The 20,836-nt window shown below is 70.8% G+C and carries 24 protein-coding genes, 1 pseudogene and 1 riboswitch; of the genes and pseudogenes, 15 read left to right on the forward strand and 10 right to left on the reverse strand.

Annotation, left to right across the window (positions count from 1 at the left end):
• Window positions 1-152: 152 nt before the first annotated feature.
• Entirely contained in the window at window positions 153-1,151 is a 999-nt protein-coding gene (locus AB0N81_RS11410) for a DUF3048 domain-containing protein (RefSeq protein ID WP_365357559.1), read from the reverse strand.
• A 205-nt stretch (window positions 1,152-1,356) separates the two neighbouring features.
• Here AB0N81_RS11410 and AB0N81_RS11415 point away from each other — a divergent pair, with 205 nt between their 5' ends.
• The 3 genes from AB0N81_RS11415 (at window position 1,357) to AB0N81_RS11425 (ending at window position 4,756) form a co-directional block, all read left to right on the forward strand.
• Window positions 1,357-2,169, forward strand: coding sequence for a PTS sugar transporter subunit IIA (locus AB0N81_RS11415; RefSeq protein ID WP_365357560.1), 813 nt, complete (start codon window positions 1,357-1,359; stop codon window positions 2,167-2,169).
• Between the two features lie 38 nt (window positions 2,170-2,207).
• Window positions 2,208-3,785 carry a PTS ascorbate transporter subunit IIC gene (locus AB0N81_RS11420; protein WP_365357561.1) on the forward strand — a complete coding sequence of 526 codons (1,578 nt, stop codon included), beginning with the start codon at window positions 2,208-2,210 and terminating at the stop codon, window positions 3,783-3,785.
• Between the two features lie 119 nt (window positions 3,786-3,904).
• Window positions 3,905-4,756: an APH(3') family aminoglycoside O-phosphotransferase gene (locus tag AB0N81_RS11425; RefSeq protein WP_365357562.1), complete on the forward strand. Its 852-nt coding sequence runs from the start codon at window positions 3,905-3,907 to the stop codon at window positions 4,754-4,756.
• 27 nt (window positions 4,757-4,783) lie between these two features.
• Here AB0N81_RS11425 and AB0N81_RS11430 read toward each other — a convergent pair whose 3' ends face one another.
• Complete coding sequence (locus AB0N81_RS11430; RefSeq protein ID WP_365357563.1) at window positions 4,784-5,797, reverse strand: winged helix-turn-helix domain-containing protein; 1,014 nt, start codon at window positions 5,795-5,797, stop codon at window positions 4,784-4,786.
• Between the two features lie 213 nt (window positions 5,798-6,010).
• Between AB0N81_RS11430 and AB0N81_RS11435 the strand changes: the two genes are divergently transcribed.
• The 5 genes from AB0N81_RS11435 (at window position 6,011) to AB0N81_RS11455 (ending at window position 9,513) form a co-directional block, all read left to right on the forward strand.
• On the forward strand, window positions 6,011-6,304 hold the full coding sequence (locus AB0N81_RS11435; protein WP_365357564.1) for a hypothetical protein: 294 nt from the start codon (window positions 6,011-6,013) through the stop codon (window positions 6,302-6,304).
• 186 nt (window positions 6,305-6,490) lie between these two features.
• Window positions 6,491-6,675, forward strand: a riboswitch (cobalamin riboswitch).
• 29 nt (window positions 6,676-6,704) lie between these two features.
• Window positions 6,705-7,463 carry an energy-coupling factor ABC transporter permease gene (locus AB0N81_RS11440; RefSeq protein ID WP_365357565.1) on the forward strand — a complete coding sequence of 253 codons (759 nt, stop codon included), beginning with the start codon at window positions 6,705-6,707 and terminating at the stop codon, window positions 7,461-7,463.
• Window positions 7,463-7,831 carry an energy-coupling factor ABC transporter substrate-binding protein gene (locus tag AB0N81_RS11445; protein ID WP_365357566.1) on the forward strand — a complete coding sequence of 123 codons (369 nt, stop codon included), beginning with the start codon at window positions 7,463-7,465 and terminating at the stop codon, window positions 7,829-7,831. Before AB0N81_RS11440 ends, AB0N81_RS11445 begins: the two co-directional genes overlap by 1 nt.
• A 6-nt stretch (window positions 7,832-7,837) precedes the next feature.
• Window positions 7,838-8,587, forward strand: a complete 750-nt coding sequence (gene cbiQ / locus AB0N81_RS11450) for a cobalt ECF transporter T component CbiQ (RefSeq protein WP_365357567.1) — start codon at window positions 7,838-7,840, stop codon at window positions 8,585-8,587.
• Window positions 8,588-8,637: 50 nt separating this feature from the next.
• Complete coding sequence (locus tag AB0N81_RS11455; protein WP_365357820.1) at window positions 8,638-9,513, forward strand: ATP-binding cassette domain-containing protein; 876 nt, start codon at window positions 8,638-8,640, stop codon at window positions 9,511-9,513.
• An 18-nt stretch (window positions 9,514-9,531) separates the two neighbouring features.
• On the opposite strand, the gene AB0N81_RS11460 is transcribed toward AB0N81_RS11455, so the two are convergent.
• From AB0N81_RS11460 to AB0N81_RS11475, 4 genes are all read right to left on the reverse strand, one after another.
• Window positions 9,532-10,431 carry an endo alpha-1,4 polygalactosaminidase gene (locus tag AB0N81_RS11460; RefSeq protein ID WP_365357821.1) on the reverse strand — a complete coding sequence of 300 codons (900 nt, stop codon included), beginning with the start codon at window positions 10,429-10,431 and terminating at the stop codon, window positions 9,532-9,534.
• Window positions 10,432-10,489: 58 nt separating this feature from the next.
• Window positions 10,490-11,389, reverse strand: a complete 900-nt coding sequence (locus AB0N81_RS11465) for an SGNH/GDSL hydrolase family protein (protein ID WP_365357568.1) — start codon at window positions 11,387-11,389, stop codon at window positions 10,490-10,492.
• A 217-nt stretch (window positions 11,390-11,606) separates the two neighbouring features.
• On the reverse strand, window positions 11,607-12,098 hold the full coding sequence (locus AB0N81_RS11470) for a hemerythrin domain-containing protein (protein WP_365357569.1): 492 nt from the start codon (window positions 12,096-12,098) through the stop codon (window positions 11,607-11,609).
• Window positions 12,099-12,283: 185 nt separating this feature from the next.
• Entirely contained in the window at window positions 12,284-12,655 is a 372-nt protein-coding gene (locus tag AB0N81_RS11475) for a hypothetical protein (protein ID WP_365357570.1), read from the reverse strand.
• Window positions 12,656-12,855: 200 nt separating this feature from the next.
• Between AB0N81_RS11475 and AB0N81_RS11480 the strand changes: the two are divergent.
• Window positions 12,856-12,942 (forward strand): annotated as a pseudogene (locus tag AB0N81_RS11480) (LPFR motif small protein); the annotation flags it as partial.
• Between the two features lie 123 nt (window positions 12,943-13,065).
• On the opposite strand, the gene AB0N81_RS11485 reads toward AB0N81_RS11480, so the two are convergent.
• The 4 genes from AB0N81_RS11485 to cynR form a co-directional block, all read right to left on the reverse strand.
• Window positions 13,066-13,221 (reverse strand): DUF6131 family protein, encoded by a 156-nt coding sequence (locus AB0N81_RS11485; protein WP_362990556.1) that lies wholly within the window; start codon window positions 13,219-13,221, stop codon window positions 13,066-13,068.
• Window positions 13,222-13,324: 103 nt separating this feature from the next.
• Window positions 13,325-13,675 (reverse strand): PRC-barrel domain-containing protein, encoded by a 351-nt coding sequence (locus AB0N81_RS11490; RefSeq protein ID WP_365357571.1) that lies wholly within the window; start codon window positions 13,673-13,675, stop codon window positions 13,325-13,327.
• Window positions 13,676-13,901: 226 nt separating this feature from the next.
• Window positions 13,902-14,417, reverse strand: a complete 516-nt coding sequence (locus AB0N81_RS11495; protein WP_365357572.1) for a lytic polysaccharide monooxygenase auxiliary activity family 9 protein — start codon at window positions 14,415-14,417, stop codon at window positions 13,902-13,904.
• 91 nt (window positions 14,418-14,508) lie between these two features.
• Window positions 14,509-15,429 (reverse strand): transcriptional regulator CynR, encoded by a 921-nt coding sequence (gene cynR / locus AB0N81_RS11500; protein ID WP_365357573.1) that lies wholly within the window; start codon window positions 15,427-15,429, stop codon window positions 14,509-14,511.
• Between the two features lie 124 nt (window positions 15,430-15,553).
• On the opposite strand from cynR, the gene AB0N81_RS11505 reads away from it, so the two are divergent.
• The 6 genes from AB0N81_RS11505 (at window position 15,554) to AB0N81_RS11530 (ending at window position 20,834) form a co-directional block, all read left to right on the forward strand.
• The gene (locus AB0N81_RS11505; RefSeq protein ID WP_365357574.1) at window positions 15,554-16,150 is read left to right on the forward strand and encodes a carbonic anhydrase; all 597 of its coding nucleotides are present in this window, start codon (window positions 15,554-15,556) and stop codon (window positions 16,148-16,150) included.
• Window positions 16,151-16,227: 77 nt separating this feature from the next.
• Window positions 16,228-16,701, forward strand: coding sequence for a cyanase (cynS, locus tag AB0N81_RS11510; protein ID WP_365357575.1), 474 nt, complete (start codon window positions 16,228-16,230; stop codon window positions 16,699-16,701).
• Between the two features lie 167 nt (window positions 16,702-16,868).
• On the forward strand, window positions 16,869-17,630 hold the full coding sequence (locus tag AB0N81_RS11515) for an aminoglycoside adenylyltransferase family protein (RefSeq protein ID WP_365357576.1): 762 nt from the start codon (window positions 16,869-16,871) through the stop codon (window positions 17,628-17,630).
• Between the two features lie 169 nt (window positions 17,631-17,799).
• Entirely contained in the window at window positions 17,800-19,041 is a 1,242-nt protein-coding gene (locus AB0N81_RS11520) for an extracellular solute-binding protein (RefSeq protein ID WP_365357577.1), read from the forward strand.
• Window positions 19,038-20,012, forward strand: coding sequence for a sugar ABC transporter permease (locus tag AB0N81_RS11525; protein ID WP_365357578.1), 975 nt, complete (start codon window positions 19,038-19,040; stop codon window positions 20,010-20,012). The genes AB0N81_RS11520 and AB0N81_RS11525 overlap by 4 nt, the downstream gene beginning before the upstream one ends.
• A gap of 9 nt (window positions 20,013-20,021) precedes the next feature.
• Complete coding sequence (locus AB0N81_RS11530) at window positions 20,022-20,834, forward strand: carbohydrate ABC transporter permease (RefSeq protein WP_365357579.1); 813 nt, start codon at window positions 20,022-20,024, stop codon at window positions 20,832-20,834.
• Window positions 20,835-20,836 lie beyond the last annotated feature (2 nt).

Below are 20,836 nucleotides of genomic sequence, written 5' to 3' on the forward strand. Positions count from 1 at the left end.
ACCCGGCCTCCCGGCCTCCCGGCCTCCCGGCCTCCCGGCCTCCCGGCCTCCCGGCCTCCCGGCCTCCCGGCCTCCCGGCCTCCCGGCCTCCCGGCCCCCGGCCCCCGGCCCCCCGGCCTCCCGGCGACGGCCGGCGTGGGCGCCGGTGTCAGTCAGCGGCGGTCCGCGTAGACCATCCAGACCTGGCCCGGTGCGAAGGGCATCGACCGCCCGTCGGGGAGCGCGAACCTCGTGCCGCCGGTCGCCGAGGACCGCTCCCAGCGCGTTGCGTAGCTCTTGCCGTCGCGCAGCACCTGCGCCTCGCCGTGCCCGACCGTCTCGATGTACGGCGTCACCGCGCCGTTGACGTCCTTGAAGCGCGAGGGACGCATGGTGACGTACTGGATCACGACCGTAGGAGCGCCGAGCCGCGTCCCCGACGTGCCGCGGCCCGGAGCGCCGTCGAAGGACGCGAGCCAGCGGCCCTGTTCCTGCGACCAGAGGAAGGAGTGGCTGGCGGAGGAGTACGTGACCGTCCTGGCCTCGGTGAGGGTGCCGCCCTCCGGGGCCGGGCCGAAGCGGAAGCCGATGTCGGTCGGCCGGTCGGCCTCCGGCGCCGAGTGCAGCAGCGCCTGCGGGCGGACGAAGAGATTGTGCGGGGCGGGGCGGCCGCTCTCGCGGAAGTAGGCGCCGGGGACACGGCTGTGCGAACGCGCGTACAACGGAGAGTCCCTGAGCACCTTCTGCAACGCGCTGCGCACACCGGAGTAGGCGAGGGCCGGGCGGCCGAACTGGCGCAGGAGCTCGATGTCGGACTCCCGTGCGCTGCGCACCGGGCCGATCGCCCGCGGCAGTTTGCTGGAGTACACACCCATCAGACGGCTCATGCCGCCCTCCACCTTCTCGACGTAGACAATGTCCGCCTCGTCGAGACCGGTGTGCGGCCGGGCCCCGCGCGCGTTGTCGAACTTCACGGCGAGCACCGGCCCCTGGTGTGCCGTCCGCCCGGTGAAGGGCGAGGCGCTGCCGGGCCTCGGCCCTTCCTCGTGAGCCGGGGCGCTCGCGTAGGACGGGACGCCCACCGCAAGTGTCGCCGTGGTGACCAGCGCGAGCACTTTCGTGGTGAGGCGGGCGCCGTGGCGGGTGGCCCGGACTGTGGTCGCTGCCTTCAAGACGTCTCCATTCGTGGCGGAACCGTGCCCCGTACCGATGTACCTGCCGGAACGGGCGGGCCAACCGTTCCTGGGGCCATCCACCCGGGCCGGGTCACTCTTTCCGGGCGCGTCCCGCGTGGCTCCCACCGCGAAGGAGCGCGCCGGGACGCCGGGACCCGTCCCGTCGGAGATCGGAGATCGGAGATCGGAGAGAATCATGTGCATGGCAGTGCTGAGCGAGATCCTCCCCGTGGAAGCCGTGCTCCTCGACGTCCCGGCAGCCGACTGGCGCGAAGCCGTCCGGCGCGCCGGTGACCTGATGGCCGCCACGGGCGCCGCCACGGACACGTACACCGCGGAGATGATCGAGAACGTCCGGGAGAACGGGCCCTACATCGTCATCGCGCCCGGCCTCGCCTTCGCACATGCAAGACCTTCGCCCGCCGTCCTGCGCACCGGCATGTCCTGGGTGCGCCTCGCGGACCCGGTCGAGTTCGGGCACGAGACGAACGACCCCGTCGAGCTGGTCGTCGGCCTCGCCGCGAAGGATGCCTCCGAGCACACCGAGGCGATGGGCGCGCTCGCCCGGCTCCTCGCCGACCCCGAGACGGCACGCGCTCTGCGCGAGGCGCCCACTCCTCAGGCGGTGCACACCATCCTCGGTGGTGGCAGTGGCAGTGGCAGTGGCAGCGGTGGCGTTGGCGGGGGAGTCGGTCCTGAGCCGCGCAAGGAGGCCGCGCGCGGCGGGGACCTGCACAAGATTTTGACCGTGTGCGGCAACGGCGTCGGTACGAGTCTGTTCCTCAAACAGACCGTCGAGGGCGTCCTGGACCGCTGGGGATGGAGCCGGTACGTCACCGTCGAGGCGACGGACACCATCTCGGCCAGGGGCAGGGCGAGCGAGGCCGTGGCCATCCTCACCTCGCGGGAGATCGCGAGGACCCTCGGCGACGTCGGCGTCCCGGTGAAGGTCGTCGAGGACTTCACCAGCGCGGCGGAGGCCGACCGCGTGCTCAGGGACACCTACGACGTCTGACCGCCCCGACGGCCCCCGGGCAAGGAGAAAGAACCGCCATGGACTGGCTCGTGTCGACCGCCGAGTTTCTCGTCAACGAGATCCTCAGCCAACCCGCCTACCTCATCGGCCTCATCACGGCCGCGGGCCTGATCGCGCTGAGGAAGACCGCCGGGCAGATCGTCGGCGGAGCCATCAAGGCGACGCTCGGCTTCCTGCTGATCGGGGCGGGCGCCACACTCGTCGTCGGCGCCCTCGCACCGCTCGGCGACATGATCCAGGGTGCCACCGGGGCGCACGGCGTGATCCCCACCAACGAGGCGATCGTCGGCATCGCCCAGGAGCAGTACGGCGCCCGCGTCGCCTGGCTGATGATCCTCGGCTTCGCCATCAGCCTCCTCCTGGCCCGCTTCACCCCACTGCGTTACGTCTTCCTGACCGGCCATCACATGCTCTTCATGGCAACGATGTTGACGATGGTCCTGGCCATCTCGGGGCAGTCGTCGTGGGTCGTGGTCGTCGTCGGCGGCGTCCTGCTCGGCATTCTGCTGGTGGCCCTGCCCGCCTTCGCGCATCCCTGGACCAAGCGCGTCACCGGCAACGACAGCGTGGCGATCGGCCACTTCGGGACGGCCGGATACATCGCGGCCGGTGCGACCGGGCAGTTGGTGGGCCGCCGCAGCCGCAGCACCGAGGAGATGAACCTCCCCGAAGGGCTGCGCTTCCTGCGCGACTCGATGGTCGCGACCGCCCTGTCCATGGTGCTGATCTACCTCATCATGTCGCTGCTCTTCCTCGGGAAAGCAGGCAAGGAGGAGGCGTTCAAGGCGTTCGGCGAGAACGGGGCGGCGGGCGCGAGCGACGTCGGCGACTACGTCATGCAGTCCGTCATGCAGGGCCTGCAGTTCGGCATCGCCGTCGCCGTGATCCTCTTCGGCGTCCGGACCATCCTCGGCGAACTCGTCCCCGCCTTCCAGGGCATCGCCCGCAAACTGGTGCCCGGCGCGGTGCCCTCCCTCGACGCGCCCATCGTCTTCCCGTACGCGCAGAACGCCGTCCTCGTCGGCTTCGTCTCCAGCTTCGTCGGTGGCCTCGTCAGCCTCGGTCTGCTCGCCTGGATCTTCCACCCGGCCTTCGGGCTCGCCCTCGTCCTGCCCGGCCTGGTCCCGCACTTCTTCACCGGCGGTGCGGCCGGGGTCTACGGCAACGCGACCGGCGGCCGCCGCGGCGCGGCCCTCGGCGCCTTCGTCAACGGCGTCCTCATCACCTTCCTGCCCGCGCTGCTCCTGAAGGTCCTCGGCGCGTTCGGCGAGGAGAACACCACCTTCGGCGACGCCGACTTCGGCTGGTTCGGCACGCTCATCGGCTACGCGGCCAAGACGGGGGAGACCGGCGGAGTCGTCCTGATGCTGCTGATCGGCGCGGCCGTCCTGCTCGGCGCGATCGTCGTCCAGAAGCGGGTCGTGGAGACCGGCTGGGACCCCGGCGCCCACCGCGACGCGCTGCTGCCGCGGGACGAGGCCCTCACCACACCCGCCGGGACGCCCGACGCCGGGCCCCCGGTCGCGTACGCGAAGATCGCGCCCCCGCGCGGAGCCCCGAAGCCGCCTCCGCCGGACCGCGCCGACGGGGCCTGAGACGGCCGGACGGGGCCCGGGGGCGGCCGGACAGGGCTCGGGGACGGCCGGACAGGGCCCGGGGACGGCCGGAAATATCGGGTGGGTGCCGCAGGGAGCCGCCTGCCATCATGCCGATCATGAGCAGCGATCTGCGGCGGAGGTACGCCGCGTACCGATGGACCCCCGCGACGAACGGCGCGTCCGGCGCCGAGGTGCACCACCTCACCGGAGCGGGCACGGGCGAACCCGAGCTGTACGTGAAGGCCGCCCCCGTCACGCCCGACGGCTCGCCTTCAGACCTTTCCGATGAGGCCGACCGCCTCGCCTGGCTGGCCGGCCGCGGCATCCCCGTGCCGCGCATCGTCGAGCGGGGCGCCGACGACCGCGTGGCGTGGCTGGTGACCGAGGCCGTGCCCGGCAGACCGGCCGCCGACGAGTGGCCCCCGGAGCAGCGGTCGGCGGTGGCGGAGTCGCTCGCCGACCTCGCCGCGGCCCTGCACCGACTGCCATCGGCCGACTGTCCGTTCGACCGCGGCCTGCCGGTCACCATGGAGCTGGCCGCCCGCAACGTGGCCGAAGGCCTCGTGGACCTGGCCGACCTCGACGAAGAACGCGCCGGATGGACCGGGCAGCGCCTCCTCGACGAGCTGCGCCGCACCCGCCCGGCGACGGAGGACCCGGTGGTCACCCACGGCGACCTCACCCCGGAGAACGTCCTGCTCGACCCGGTCACCTGCCGCGTCACCGGAGTCATCGACGTCGTCCGGCTCGGCCGGGCGGACCGGCACACCGATCTCGCCGTCCTCCTGCGTGAGCTGTCGCACGAGGAGGACCCGTGGTTCGGACCCGCGCACGCCGAACGGTTCCTGCGCCGGTACGAGGAGCGGGTGGTGGCAAGCGAGACCGACGTCGTCGACGCGGTCGACGCGGCCGATGTGGTCGACAAGGAGAAGCTGGCCTTCTACCAGCTGCTCGACGAGTTCTTCTGACGGGTCACGGGTGACGGGGCGGCCCGGTCAGCCGCTGCCCGCGTCGAGCAGTACGCGTCCGGCCGGTGTGAGGGTGTGCAGGACGCTCTTGCCGTCGCGGGTCTGGGCGGTGAGTCCGGCGCGGCGCAGGACGGTGGCGTGCTCGCTGGCACTCGCGAGGGAGATACGGGCGTGTGCGGCGAGCCGGCCCGTGGTGCAGGCGGGGTGGTCGCCGATGACGCGCAGCACGGTGGCGCGGGTCCGGCCGAGGAGCGCGGTCAGGGCGGGCGGGACCTCGGAGCCGGTCAGCGCTCTCGCGGTGAACACGGCGGGCACGGCGTCCTGTCGGCCGTCGTACAGGGGGTAGGTGATCCAGGGCTGGGGCTCGGCGGTGTCGTCCAGGGCGGGATAGTGCGAGCCGAACAGGGTGGGGATCAGCAGGAGCCCGCGCCCGCCGAGGTGGACGTCGGCGTCGCGCCCGGAGGCCATGGTCAGGTGCAGGACGGGCGGGCTCCACGAGATGTGGCGGGGGTTGAGTCCGCTCAGGAGACGCTCGACGCCGTGCCCGGCCAGCTGGTGGAGCCGCCGGGTCCGGTCGGCCTGGGCGAGCCGGTCGATGCGTGACCAGTACGGCGCGATGAAGTGCCGGTGCGCATGGGAGACGGTATCCGCCAAGTCCCCCACCAGCGACGGGTCCTGGCCGAGCGAGCGGACGGCGGACGAGGGAGCTCCGGGGCGGCCGGAGGCCCAGTGCCTGAGATCCTTGCGGACGCGGTCGGCAGAGGTGCAGCGCAGCCTGTCGAGCAGGTCGTCCGGATCGCCCTCGCCGCTGAGGTCCAGGAAGTCCACCGCAGCGCCCGTGGCGGGGATCAGCTCGCACAACGTCCGCACCTGGGGCGGCAGGTGCCGGGCGGCCCGGTTGCGCCAGGCGTCGAACCGGACCGGGTGCGAGCGCTCCTGCAGCAGCCGGACGGCGATCTCCAGTTCGAGCAACGGTCGTGGCGCAGGGGCCAGACGAGTGCGGGCCAGGTCATCGGCCGTGAAGTGGATGCGCAGGGTCACCCGGGCGATCCTCCTCGCGAGCCTCGTTTCGGGCCAGCCCGAAACGAGTCGATCAGTGGCGCTCGCGGGCCAACACTGACAGGGCCGGGACAACACACCGGAGTCCCGGCTCAGGGGGGACGGCGCCGCGCGACACCTCGACTGTCCGCGGCGCCGGTGCCCCCGGTCCCGATTCCCCTACCGCTCCCGACGAAGGGAAGATCTGTGCGTCACATGAAGAAAGCCGCCCTGCTCGTGTCCGCGACGGCCCTGACCACCGCGCTCGCGGCCACGCCCGTGGTGGCCGACATGCACCGGAGCGGCGCCGCCCGGGCCGCCGCGTCCTCCGGCGCGAACACCGCCGCGTCCGCCGACGAGTTCGGCGCGATGTCGTGGATCTACGTCGGCACCTACCGCACCAAGTCCGCCTGCGAGGCCGACGGCCGGAGCTCCATCTACGCCGACTGGGCCTGTAAGCCGAACCCCAGCAGCGGCAAGTGGCAGCTGTGGGTGGACGACGAGTCGTGATCGCTCTGTCGAAGACGCTCGGACACTGAGCGTGCAGGGCCCCCGCCCCCGAGGGTGGGGGCCCTGCACGTTCGGGGCGGCCACACCTGCACACGGCCTCTGAGCAGGGGCGCACGCGGTGGGGGTGTGCGGACGGGTGTGCATCGTCGCGACCGCCGTGCAAGTTGTCAGGCAGATCTTTGCGCACTAGTGTCACCACGCCTTGGTGCACGGGAAATCCGGTGTGATGCCGGTGCGGCCCTCGCCACTGTGATCGGGAAGTCCGGCTCCAGCCCTCGCGGCAGCCACTGGGTACGCACGTACCCGGGAAGGCGGAGTCCGGTCGGTACGACCCGTCAGCCAGGAGACCGGCCAAGGCACGTTGTCCATCCACGAGGTGCTGGAGAGGGTCTGCTGAGCCATGCACATAGCCGAGGGTTTCCTCCCGCCGGCGCACGCGATCGCCTGGGGCGTAGCGTCCGCGCCGTTCGTCGTCCACGGAGTCCGCTCCTTGACCCGTGAGGTCAAGGAACACCCGGAGAGCACGCTGCTCCTCGGTGCTTCCGGGGCCTTCACGTTTGTCCTTTCCGCGTTGAAAATCCCCTCGGTCACGGGCAGTTGCTCGCATCCGACGGGTACCGGCCTGGGAGCGATCCTGTTCCGGCCACCGATCATGACGGTGCTCGGCACGATCACCCTGCTCTTCCAGGCCCTGCTGCTCGCCCACGGCGGCCTCACCACCCTGGGCGCCAACGTGTTCTCCATGGCGATCATCGGCCCCTGGGCGGGGTACGCGGTCTACCGGCTCCTCAAGCGGTACGACGTGCCGCTGATGGTGGCCGTGTTCTTCGGCGCGTTCGTCGCCGACCTGTCCACGTACTGCGTCACCAGCGTCCAGCTGGCCCTGGCGTTCCCCGACCCCGGCAGCGGGTTCCTCGGCGCCCTGGGCAAGTTCGGCGGCATCTTCGCGGTCACGCAGATCCCCCTGGCGGTCAGCGAGGGACTCCTCACCGTCCTGGTGATGCGTCTGCTCGTGCAGTCGAGCAAGGGCGAGCTCACCCGGCTCGGCGTCCTGCTGCAGAGCAAGGGAACCGCCGCCAAGACGGCCGAAACGCAGAAGACGCCCGAGACACCCGAGACGTCCAAGACGACCGAGACGCAGACGGAGGCCAGCGCCTGATGAGCCGGAACGCGAAGATCAACACGCTGCTGCTCCTCATCGTCGCCGCACTCGCGGTACTGCCCCTGGCGCTCGGGCTCGGCGACGACGAGGAGGAGCCGTTCGCCGGCGCCGACGCCCAGGCCGAGACGGCGATCACCGAGATCGATCCGGACTACGAACCGTGGTTCTCGCCGCTGTACGAACCCCCCTCCGGGGAGGTCGAATCGGCGCTCTTCGCCCTTCAGGCGGCCATCGGCGCGGGCGTCCTCGCGTACTACTTCGGACTGCGCAAGGGGCGCCGCCAGGGTGCGGAACAGGCGCGGTCCGAGAAGCCGGGCGACGCGGTCGGCGCGGACGGCACCCGGTCCGAGACCGAGCAGGTCTGACCCGGCGTGCTGCCCATCGACGCGGCGGCGCACAGCAGTCGCTGGCGCCGCCGGCACCCCGTGGACAAGGCCGTGCTCGGCCTCGGCCTCACCGTCCTGGCGATCTCGCTGCCGCCCTGGCCGGGCGCCGTGCTGGTGCTGGTCGCCGCGGTCGGCCTGCTGCTCGGCCCGGCGGGCGTGCCGCCCGGCAAACTGTGGCGTGCCTACCGAGTGCCGCTCGGCTTCTGCGTCACCGGCGCCCTGACCCTGCTCGTCCAAGTCGGCGGTCCCGGTGGGTTCGTGGAGTTCGCGGAAGGCGGCCCGGCGCGCGCCGGCGGGCTGCTCCTGCGGACGTCCGCGGCCTCGCTCGGCGTGCTCCTGTTCGCCTTCACCACGCCGATGTCGGACCTGCTGCCCCGCCTGGTGAAGGCGGGCGTGCCCGCGCCCGTCGTGGACGTGGCACTCGTCACGTACCGGATGAGTTTCCTGCTCCTGGACTCCATGAGCCGCATCCGGCAGGCGCAGGCCGCCCGGCTCGGCCACACCACCCGCGCCGCGACCTGGCGTTCCCTCGCCGGTCTCGGCGCCACCGCGTTCGTGCGGGCCTTCGACCGGGCGAGCCGCCTCCAGGCCGGACTCGCCGGACGCGGCTACGACGGCACCCTGCGCGTCCTCGTGCCCGAGGCCCGGGTCTCACGGCCCTTCATCGCCGCGGGCGCGGCCCTCCTGGTGGGCCTGGTGGCCCTGACCCTCGTACTGGAAAGGTTCCTTCCATGAGCGCCGAGAGTGCCGAGAGCGCCGAGAGCGCCGTGAGCACGGAGAGCGCCGTGAGCGAGCCCGTGGTCGCTCTCCGCGCGGTGTCCTACGCGTACGAGGACGGGCCCACCGTGCTCAGCGGCCTGGATTTCGACGTCGTCGAGGGCCGGGCCCTCGCACTGCTCGGCCGCAACGGCAGCGGCAAGACCACCCTCATGCGGCTGCTCAGCGGCGGACTGCGCCCGGCGGCGGGTGAGTTGACGGTCGACGGCGTCCCGGTGACGTACAACCGCAAGGGCCTGACGCGGCTGCGGACGACCGTGCAGCTGGTGGTCCAGGACCCGGACGACCAGTTGTTCGCCGCCTCCGTCGAGCAGGACGTGTCCTTCGGCCCGCTGAATCTCGGCCTGCCCGACACCGAGGTCCGGGCCCGGGTCGCCGAGGCGCTGGCCGCACTCGACATCGTCGCGCTCGCCGACCGGCCCACCCACCTGCTCTCCTACGGCCAGCGGAAGCGGACCGCCATCGCCGGCGCGGTGGCGATGCGGCCCCGCGTGCTCATCCTCGACGAGCCGACCGCGGGGCTCGACCCCGACGGCCAGGAACGCCTCCTCACCACCCTGCAAGGCCTGCGGGACACGGGAACGACCGTGGTGATGGCGACCCACGACGTCGACCTGGCCCTGCGCTGGGCCGACGACGCGGCGCTGCTCACACCCTCCGGGGTACGGACGGGACCGGTGGCCGCGATGCTGGCCCGGCGGGACCTCCTGACCCAGGCCGGACTGCACCTGCCGTGGGGGATCGCCGTCGGCGAACTGCTGCGCACGCATGGCCTGTGGGCCGGGGCGGGGCAGGGGCCGCGAACCGCCGAGGAGCTGGCGGCTCTGGCGGCCGGGACACAGCTCGGCGGAGTGAGCGGAGCGAGCGGACGTCGCGGTCTATGACCTGGACGGGGCATCCGCTCAGCAGTGCCGGTACACGTAGCCGTCCTCGCCGGCGGGCCGGACGTCTCGGTCGCGCAGTGTGACGGAGAGCTTCTTGCCCCAGGTGCGGCACGCCGTGTCGAAGTCCTTCTTCACGTACTCGATGTCGAAGACCTTCCCGTCGTACGCGGACGCGAAGTCCGGGCACTCCTTGTAGCGCGCGCACTCCTCGGTCACGGCGAAGTCGAAGCCGATCCGCTTCCGGTGGTCCAGCAGGTCGGTGGTGTTCTTCTGGGCGATGGCCAGGCCCTGGCGGTGCGCGCGCTGGGCCAGGAGCCGGGCGAAGGCGGCCGCGTCATCGGCGGTGAGCAGCCCGTCCGAGCGTTCGTAGGAGTCGAGGTTGTCGGGCTCCACCGCGTCGAAGCCCGCCTTCGCGCAGCCGTCGATCCACTTGCCGACGATCCCGGCGAGGGCCGTGCGCTTCTTCTCGGTGGAGATGTCCAGCAGTGGCTCCTCCCAGTCCTCGTCGACGACCTTGTCGCCCTCGTCGTCGCGGAGGAGGAGAGCGTCGTGCTCGCGCTCCCACCAGCGTGCCGCCTTCATCCCCGGCTGGGCCTGGAAGGCGTTGACGTAACAGATGTTGTAGCGGCCAGGGACGGGATCGGCGCTGCGGTCGCGCGAGACGGCGCGCACCTTCGACGGAGGGGCGTAGGCGCCGCCCAGCTGGTAGTCGAAGGCCGCGTCAACGGGCGGCTGACGCACGCCGTCCCGGCCGGAGGCACTGCTTCCGGCGGAGGCGCCGGCCCCGCCGGAGTCGTCGGAGCCGCCGGTTCCGTCGGTCGAGCAGCCGACGAGGAGGGCGAGGAGGGCGAGGAGCAGCACGCCGCCGAGGCCGGCCCGCACCCCCCGATTACGGTTCTTGCTGGTACGCCACTTGATCCCGTTCACCGGAGCAGGATCGCAGCCCTCGCCATCGGCCCGCGCGGCGGGTGTCCGGTCAGGACAGGTTCAGGGCCTTTGCGGCCTCATTGGCCATCCCGGCCTCGCCGCGGGCGTTGGGGTGGACGGGGATGAAGTTCGTGCCGAAGAGGACCGGTTCGATCCAGCGTTGGCCGGCCGGGCGGCAGGCGTCGTGCGCGTCGGACGCGGCGGCCATGTCGACGAACGTCGTGCCGGTCTCCTTCGCTGCTCGCTGCGCCGCGCTGTTCAAGTGCGTCTGCAGGTCACGGAGGTAGGGGACGTCGCCCTGTGCGATGGGCATCTTGGCGAAGCAGCCCGGCACGGCCTTGGCCGGAGTGATCCACGGATAGCCGAGGACGGCGACCCTCGCCTTCGGCGATCTGGTCTTGATCTGGTGGAGCGAGGCCTTGATCGCGGGGTACGTCTTCGACTCGATCTGGTCCTTGAACGTGTTGCCGTAGGTGTTCTTGCAGGGGCTGCCCTGGCCGCCCGTCACGATGCCCGCGCTGCCGCAGGCGAGGATCGCGTTGATGAACGTGTTGTTGTCGTTGCCGCCGATGGTGAGCGTCACCAGGTCCGTGTCGCCCTTCAGCGCGTCGAACTGCGGCGCGACCCCGGGGTACTGGGACGTGGTGAAGTCCTTCGTCTGCGCGCCGCCACACGTCACGTCGGTGAGCCGGGCGCCGGTCGAGGCGGCGAGGAGGTGCGGGTAGTTCAGCGACGTGCGGGCGCACAGGAGAGGCGCGCCCGGGTCCAGGGGAAGCACACCCGAACCGGCGCTGTAGCTGTCACCGAGGGCGACGTAGCGCAACGGAGCCTTGGTGGTGGTGGTGCCGGTGTCGGCGGCCGCCGCGGGTCCGGCGCCGAGGCCGAGGGCGGCGATTCCCGAGGCGGCGGCGAGGGCCGCCACTGTGCGACGCGGTGCGGGCATGCGCATGAGGGTTCTCCTGCGGGGAGGGAGGTGGGGGGTGGCGCGTGAGAGTGAGGCCCGGTGGAGGCCCGTGCAACGTAGTGCATGATTTTGCAGCCCACTACGCGCGCGCATGCGCATTCGGTACCGGAGTCTTGGCACTTGGGTGACAGCCCGGACATGAGGATGGGGGCGAGCAGCGGATCTGCGCTGCTCGCCCCCATGGGCACGGGTGTGCGGTTATTCAGCCCTTGAGGATGCGGCGGATGTTGTCGACGTTGCCGCAGTGCGCGGACAGTTGCTTCTCGCGCTCGCGGAGGAAGGCCGTGCCGAGTTCCTCGCGGCGTTCCATCGCGACGTTCTCGCGCGCGCCGTTGAGGATCGTCCGCTCTTCCTCGTCCGTGTGGTGGTTGACGGCCTCGACGAGTTCCTCCAGCTTCTCGTCCCACTCGTCCGAGCCGACGTCCTCGACCTCGAGCAGTGCGAGGAGCGCCTTGTTGCCCTCCTCGTGCTCTTCCTCGCCGTGCTCGACCTCTTCGTCGTCGATGTTCTTGAACCGGCGCAGCGCCGGGTACACCTCGGCTTCCTCCGCCAGGGCGTGCGCGATCAGCAGGTCGGCGAACTCGCCGAGCGCGGCGGCCCGGTCGGCCTCCACGCTGCGCATGTCGCGGAAGAGGTCCTCCATCGTGCGGTGGTCCTGGAGGATCAGCTCGACGACGTCCTGCGCTCGGGTCATGGGGCTCTGCCTTTCCTGGGCCGCGGCGTGGCCGTGGTGTGCACGGCCGGACGGCCCGCTCGGTCTCCGGTCTGGGGGAGGGGTCTCCCGTTCGGGAATCCGGGTACCCCGTGCTCGGGCCTCATCCGCAGCGGCATCGGAATGCACCCGCAGTGGCATCGCTTCTCACCCGCAGCGGCCGTCGTTCAGGAAGCGGTGTCTTCTTGACGGCTGTCGTTGAGCTGAGGCCTGCCGTTGAGCTGACGGCTGTCGTCGAGCTGGCGGCTGTCGTCGAGGAGCCGTGCGATGAGCCGGTCCACCTCGCCGGGGGTGAGGTGGAGGAGCAGCGCGTCTTCGGGCGTGCCCGGGGCGGCGGGGGCGACCACGAGCCGCACGTGCTCGCCGGTCGCTCCGTGCGGCGGGCCGGTGAAGGTGGGAGGCAGCGACGTCCGCCAGGAGATCAACGCATCGCGCAGCCGGCCGTGCGCGGAGGACGTGTCGCGTGCGGTCCAGCGGGTGGTGACGGCGTCGAGGCCGTCGGCTCGCTGCGTCGCGTTCCGTGCTGAGCTGTTCGCCATGCCCTCATCCTGGCCACCTCGGGATGCATTCGCCTCCGGTCGGCCCCAGAGGGAGTACACGCGTGGTGGGCGGCCGGCCGGCCTTCCGGGGCTTCCGGCCTTCCCCGAAGCGGATCAGCACGGCAGTTTTTGTCATCGCCCGCGGGGCAACCGACAGGAGTAAGGCCGTGTGACACCACATGGCAATTGACCGCTATTGAGCCATCGCCACGGTGGTCACCCTGCCGTTCCGCGCGGTCGCGCGGCTCTTCGGTGGAGCCTCCGACACCGCTCACGGTCACCACTGAGCCACTCACTGAGATCAAAAAAGTTTTGCTGCAAAAACGAAAAATGGGAAGGGGGCCAGGGTTTTCACCCTGGCCCCCTTCCCGTGTCCTTGCTGTCCCTTGACGCGATCTACACCAGCCGCGTTACCAGTAATGCTTTCGTCCGCCCACCGAGTGTCCGACCGCTCCGAGAACCCACAGGACCGCACCGATGACGACGAGTACGACGCCGATGGTCCAAAGGATGGAAACGCCGGTCAGCAGACCGAGGACGAGCAGGATGAGGCCGAGTGCGATCATGGATCCTCCAACCCTCAGAACAATTCAAGTGTACGCCTGTCGAGTGACCGCTGACCGGCGAGCGAGAGCTCTGACCGGTGGTGCGGAGCGGTTCTGACCAGGCTCAGTGGCCCGGACCGCTGTAGTACCCGCCGAGCTGGTCACGGTAGGCGGGGTCGCCCAGGTGCTTTTCCTTGTCGAACTCGGGCGCGTTCTTGATCTGCTCCTTGGTGAGCGAGACCAGAATCCGCCGCTCGTCGTTGTCGATGGCGGTGACGGTGCTGGCGGGCAGCAGGACTTCCTTGCCGAAGATCCATACTCCGGTGTCGACGACGATGTACTGGTTGGCCACCTCGTCGGAATGCTTGTCGACCTTGCCGATGTGGCCGTCGGTGGCTTCGACCTTGTACCCCGTCAGGTCGGTGTCCGGGCCGTGACCGGCGCTGGGAACGTAGTTCCACATTTCGTTGCTCATTCTGGACTCCTTAGTCGATACCTGAAGTACGGAATCTGAATACCGGAGGGAGTCGTCATGATCAACCGCTCCTGTACACCGGGTGTCCTGTCGGAGCGCCGCCAAACAAGAGACCTTAAAAAAGCGCCCGCCCCGCCGGACGGATGAGTCCGGCGGGGCGGGCGGGGCGGCGAATGTGGGGGGACCACCCGGGGCTCGGCACGGGGATCAGCCCGTGCGAAGTACCTCAGCTTTTGATGTTCACATCGATACAGGCGTAGAACGCGTTGGTGGTGTCCGCGATGTTCCACACGGCGAGAACCTTCTGCTTTCCGGTGAGACCGCCGAAGTCGACCTTGTGTGTGACGGTTTCGCCCGGCTGGGCGCCTCCGTCGTCGACCTCGGCGATCTTGTTGCCGCCGACGAAGTACTGCCAGGTGCTGGTGCTGTGACGTGCTGTCAGCTTCCAGCTGAACTCCTGGGAGGAGCCGACATCGGTGACCTGCCAGCCCTTGCTGTCGTCGTCGAGCTCGGCGAACCGCTCGTTGCCGCCGCTGCAGGTCGTCCGGCCCTTGGGCCCCTCGACGCTCTGCGGCTCGTGGGTGATGTCGCCGCATGCCACGCTTCCGGCCGCGCACTGGGCCTGACGGCTCGGCGGTGAGGAGACGTATCCGTGGGCGCCGGCCGGGGAGACCGAGGTCAGGACGAGTACGGGCGCGAAGCCCGCACCGATGACGGCGGCCAGTTTCCGCTTCGAACGCATCTGTGCTCCCTCTGGGTGGGGGATGAGGGGGAGGGCGACCGGGCGCCTCGGTCGCTCATTGGCCTAGACCTTACTGATTGTCTGGACTCCGTCAACCCTTCAACTGATGTTCATGTGGCGGAAGTTGCGTCTGTGCCCACTCGCGGGCCAACCCGGTGAAGGCTCGCGCGGCGGCGCTCCGGTAGCCGCTCTCGCGGTGCAGCAGCGTGACCGTGCGGTCGGGCAGCGCCGGGTCGAGAGGGACGGTGTGCAGGTCGGGGCGGTCGCGCGCGAGGGCGTCGGGCAGCACCGTGGCCAGCGGGGTGTGCCGGACGATCTCGGTGAGCGCGTTGATCGAGGTGGCCTCCACGGCGACGTCCGGACGTACCGCGTGGCGGGAGAGATGGGCGTCGATGTGCACGCGGGTGGCGAAGTCGCCGCCGAGCAGCGCGAGCCGGGTGGCCGCGAGCTCGTCGAGGGACAGCGCGCCGGTGCGCCCGGCGTGCGCGTGGAGGCCGCCCACCACGAGGCTGAGCCTCTCCGTGAACAGATCCGTGGCGGACAGGCCCGGCAGGTGCGGCCCGTGGAAGGCGATGCCGAGGTCGAGTTCGTCGGCCAGCAGGGCCGGTTCGATGCGGTCCTGGGGCAGCTCGCGCAGATACAGGGTGATGCCGGGATGCCGGGCGTGGAGCAGCGCGGTGAGCGGTCCGACGAGATAGGCGGTGAACGTCGGCGTCACGGCCAGCCGCAGGGTGCCGCGGGACAGGTCGGTCACGTCGTGCACGGCCCGCTCGGCGGCGGCGAGGTCCTGAAGGGTGCGCCGCGCGTACGGGAGGTAGGCGGCGCCCGCGTCGGTGAGCCGGACCGTCCGGCCGCCGCGGTCCAGAAGCGGGACGCCGATCGCGCGTTCCAGCTGCCGGATCTGCTGCGACAGCGTCGGCTGGGAGATGTGCAGCTCCTCGGCCGCGCGGGTGAAGTTGCCGTGCTCGGCGACGGCGAGCAGGTAGCGCAGATGACGCAGTTCGGGGGCCATGAAAACAACTATAGATGTCATCGATGGAAGCAAGGGCTACTGCGTCTTGGACGCTATAGGTCCAGCTCGTGCAGGGTGGAACTCGACCACGAAGGTCTACGAAGGCTCTACGAAGGGACTCACCATGCGAGATCTCACGGCGGGAGTGCGCCGCTTCCAGCGGGACGTCTTTCCGGCCAAGGCGGAACTCTTCGCGGGCCTGGCAGCCCGCCACACGCCGGACACGCTGTTCATCGGCTGCTCCGACGCCCGGGTCGTGCCCGAGCTGCTCACCCAGCGCGAGCCGGGCGAGCTGTTCGTCATCCGCACCGCCGGCAATCTCGTACCGGCCCATGCGCCGTACGTCGACGGTGTCGCCGCGAGCGTCGAGTACGCGGTGGCCGTCCTCGGCGTCAGCGACGTGGTCGTGTGCGGCCACTCGGCCTGCGGTGCGATGACCGCACTCGCCGAGAGCCACGACCTGGCCGGCGCACCGGCCGTCGCCGGCTGGCTGCACCACGCGGGCGCCGCCGTGGCCCGCACTACCGAGAGGGTGACCGGAGCGGAGCGCGTGGCGGCCCTGGTCCGCGAGAACGTCCTCACCCAGCTGACCCACCTCACCACCCATCCGTCCGTGGCGCGGGCCCGCGCCCGCGGCGAGCTCACGCTGCACGGCTGGGTCTACGACATCGCCACCGGCGCCGTCGAGAACCTCACGCCGGCCACCGCCCCGGCGGCCTGACACCCCTGTCCCTCCCGCCCCAAAAACCCATGTCTTCACCTCCGACACTTCCGATACTTCCGAAAGGGCAACCAACCATGATCCACGCCCAGTTCGACCCCGCCGCCCGCCAGCACCTCGCTGTCCTCGCCGTCGAGGCCAAGACGCGCAAGGACCTGTCCTGGCAGCAGATCGCCGACGCCGCCGGACTGTCCGTCGCGTTCGTCACCGCGGCCGTACTCGGCCAGCACGCCCTGCCCGAGCCCGCCGCGAAGGCCGTCGCCGCCCTGCTCGAACTGGACGACGACAATGCGGTGGCGCTGCTGCGGACGATCCCGACCCGCGGCTCGATTCCCGGCGGCATACCGACCGACCCGACGATCTACCGCTTCCACGAGATGCTCCAGGTCTACGGCACCACGCTGAAGGCCCTCGTCCACGAGCAGTTCGGCGACGGCATCATCAGCGCGATCAACTTCAAGCTCGACGTGCGGAAGGTCGCCGACCCCGAGGGCGGCGAGCGCGCGGTGATCACCCTGGACGGCAAGTACCTGCCCACCAAGCCGTTCTGACCCGTCCGGTGGCCGGGCGAGCGGGGCGTCTACGATGCGTGCCGAAGCGAGAAGAACGGCAGCGAGAAGAACGGCAGCGAGAAGAACGGCAGCGAGAAGAACGGCAGCGAGAAGGACGGCGCTGACGGACAGTGCAGCTGGACAGTGCAGGACGAACGGAGCGCCCGGTGACGCAGACCGACGACGTGGTACGCCTGGTTCGCGACGTGCTCGGCGCGCATGACGTCGTCGGGATCTACCTGCACGGCTCGGCCGTCCTCGGCGGTCTGCGCCCGCACAGCGACGTCGACATCCTCGTCGTCGCGCGGCGGCGCACCACGGCCGGGCAGCGCCAGGCCCTGACCGACGGCCTGCTCGCCCTCTCCGGCAGCGGCGCCCCGGGCGAGGCCCTGCGCCCCGTCGAACTGACCGTCGCCGTCCAGGACGACCTGCGCCCCTGGACGTACCCGCCCCGCTGCGAGTTCCAGTACGGGGAGTGGTTGCGCGATGCGTACCTGCGCGGGCGCACCCCGGAGCCCGGACCGAGCCCGGATCTCGCCCTCCTGGTCACGATGGTGCTGCGGGGGCGGGCTGCCGTGACGGGGCCGGAGCCGGGTCGCGTGCTCGACCCGGTCCCGGCCGCGGATGTCGCCCGCGCGATGGTCGCAGGCGTCCCCGAACTGCTCGCGGAACTCGGCACCGACACCCGCAACGTCCTGCTGACTCTCGCCCGCGTCTGGACGACCCTGGCGACCGGTGACATCACGTCGAAGGACGGCGCGGCCGACTGGGTTCTGCCCCGGCTCCCCGCCCGGCACCGCCCCGTTCTCGTCCACGCCCGTGCCGTCTACCTCGGAGAGGAAGCGGAGCGCTGGGACGATCTCCTCCCACAGGTGGAGCCGCACGCCCGGTATGTCGTCCGGGAGATCGGCCGGCTCGCGACCCATTGACATCCGCCGCCCGCGCGGTGAAGCTCCAAGACGCCCGTGTTAACGCTAACAACGGGCTGAGGCACACCTGTGGGAGTCATCCATGTCAGGTAGTCGTCACAGTCGTCCTCCTTCGGCGAGAGCGCTTCCGGCGCCGGGCCGCCCGTCCCTCGAACGCCGCACCCTGCTCATGGCCGCCGCCACCGGCGCCCTCGCCACCGCCTGCGGTTCGGTGAAAGGGCAGCCCCCGGGCAAGGTCGCCGTCCTCGGGGACAGCGCGGCGTGGGAGAAGCCCATGGCGGCGGCGGGCGCGGCGATGAAGTCGGTGGCGGCGCTACGGCTCGTGCCCGAGGTCAACCCCTCTCTGGAGTCGTTCGAGCAGATCGTGAAGTCTTCGCTGCGGACCAGCAGGACCCCGGACATGCTCAAGTACTGGTCCGGCTACCGCCTGCGTGACCTGGCCCGCACCGGCGGCATCGTCGACCTGACCCGGCAGTGGGACGCCGCCGTCTCCAAGGGCTGGGTCGACGCCTCCCTCCGCGGGGCGTTCACCCACCGGCGGCGCGTCTACGGCCTGCCGATGAACCTCGCGTACTGGGTGTTCTTCCACAACCCCGAGGTCTTCCGGGAGCACCGCCTCGAACCGCCCCGGACCTGGGACGACTTCCTCACCGTTTGCACGCGCCTCAAGAAGGCCGGCGTCACCCCGCTGCACGGCACCGCCGACGGCCGCTGGCCCTCCTTCATCTGGTTCCAGGAGATCCTCAGCCGCCAGGACCCGGTGTTCTACCAGGACTTGATGAACGGCCGCGAGCGCTACACCGACCCGCGCGCGGAACGCGCGCTGCGCACGATCGCGTCGTTCTTCGACAAGGACTGGTTCACACCCATGGACATGAACCACACCGACGCGGCCGCCGCCATGCTGCACGGCAAGGTCGGCATGGTGCCCTGCGGCACCTGGCTCGGCTCCACCCTCGCGGCCGCGGGCGGCACGCCGGGCAAGAACGTCGCCGCGTTCGTGCTGCCCATGGCCGACCCGAAGGCCCGCCCCAGCGTCATCTTCGAGTCCAGCGCCCTCGTCGCCACCGTCAAGGGCCCCGACCGCGCCGAGGCGTTGCGGGCCACCGAACACTGGCTGCACCCCGCCGTCATGAAGGCGTTCACCCACACCCTCCAGGACGGCTGCCCCAACCCGGAGGTCGAGCCCGCCAACGCCGTGATCGCGGGGCTCGCGAAGAAGGTGCGCGGCGACAGGCTGTGGCTCCTCAACCGCTTCTGGGAGCAGGGCCCGCCCGAACTGGTCGAGGCGACCGTCGACGACCTCGCCGGATTCCTCCTCGACCCGTCCTCGTACCGCAAGACGCTGCGCACCATGCAGGACCGTGCCGACGACGCCTGGCAGGTGTGGCGGGAGGCGGAGGAGACATGACCGGGACCGCGACGCCCGCGCACGGCGCGGCGAAAACGGTACGCGTACGCCGCGGGGTGCCCACCCGCACCCCGCACCAGGCCGCGAAGGCGGGTGGCGGCAGGCTCGGCGGCCCCCTCGCCGCCCTGCCCTGGGCGCTGCCCGCCTTCGCCCTCGTCGGCGTCCTCCTCGTCTATCCGTTCTTCCGCAGCGTCTACGGAAGCTTCTTCGAGGACAACGGCTTCACCAGCAGCTTCACCGGCTTCGACAACTACGCGCGCCTCGCCGACGACCCGGTCTTCGGCCGGTCCCTGCTCAACACCCTGATGTGGGTGGCCGGCACCCTGCTCCTGCCGGTCCTCGTGGGACTCCTCATCGCCGTCGCCACCCACCGGATGCGGTTCGGCGGCATCGCGCAGCTGATCATCGTCCTGCCGTTCGCGATCTCGGCCGCCGCCACCGCCGTCCTGTGGAACTTCATGCTGACGTCGGACGGGGCGATCAACCAGGTGCTGCGCGGCATCGGCCTGGACGGCTGGGCGCGGACATGGCTCCTGGAGTGGCCCCACAACACCCTCGCGATGATCGTCGCGAGTACCTGGCAGGCGACCGGCCTGAACGTGGTCCTCTTCGCGATCGGCTTGCGCGCCATCCCGCGCGAGACCGTCGAGGCCGCGGAACTGGACGGTGCGAGCGGCTGGCGCCTGTTCCGGCACATCACCCTGCCCGGGCTGCGCGCCGTGACCGTCGTGGTGGTCGGCATGGCCATCGTCAACAGCCTCAAGGCGTTCGACATGATCTGGATCCTCACCAAGGGCGGCCCGTCCCGCTCCTCGGAGACCCTCGCGCTGAGCATGTACCGCGAGGCGTTCCGGCTGTTCCACGTGGGCTACGGCTCGGCGATCGCGCTCGTCCTCTCGGTGATCGTCGTCGCCTCGTCCTGGACGTATCTGCGCCGGCAGATGCCCGAGACCGGCACGGCGAAGAGCTGAGGAGGGCCCATGGGACGCGCGGTGCGCACTGTCTTCGTCGCCGGATGCGTGGTGCTCTGGCTGATCCCGCTGTACCTGCTGATCGTCAACGCCCTCACCCCGGTGGCCGAGTACGAGGGAAAGCCGGACTGGACCTTCCAGGGCTTCGACCTGTGGGAGAACGCGAAGACCGCCTGGGACGTGGCGGGCATCGGCGACAGCTTCCAGGCCTCGCTCCTGTACGCCGTCGTGTGCGGCCTGGTCGCCGTGCTGGTGGCGGCCATGGCGGCGTTCGCCGTCGTCGTACTGCCCATCCCGAAGCCCGCGTTCTGGTTCTGGCTGATCTACTCCGGCACACTGTTCCCGCTGCAGATGTTCCTCGCACCGCTCTTCGGCCTGTACGCGGACGCCAACCTGTACGACACCAGGCTCGGCCTGATGCTCGTGTACACGGCGTGGGCGGTGCCCTTCGCCTTCTTTCTCATCCGCAACCAGATGACGACGATGCCGCCCGAACTGACGGAGGCGGCACTGATCGACGGCGCGTCCTTCCGGCGGATCTTCTGGCGCATCCACGTGCCGCTGATGCGGGCGGGACTCGGCGCGGCCTTCATCTTCCAGTTCACGGCCGTCTGGAACGACCTGCTCCTCGGCATCACCCTCAGCCGCAGCCCCGACGTCCAGCCGGTCATGGCCGCCCTGACCACGCTGAACAACGCCTACGCCTCGACGGGCCCGCCCGTCATCCTGGCCGGCGCGCTGATCGTGTCCGTGCCGACCCTCGTCCTCTTCCTGGTGTTCCGCGGCCTGTTCCTGCGCGGCGTCACCGCATCCGCCCGCTGACC

This window comes from Streptomyces sp. NPDC093510 (assembly GCF_040683555.1).
Lineage (GTDB): Bacteria > Actinomycetota > Actinomycetes > Streptomycetales > Streptomycetaceae > Streptomyces.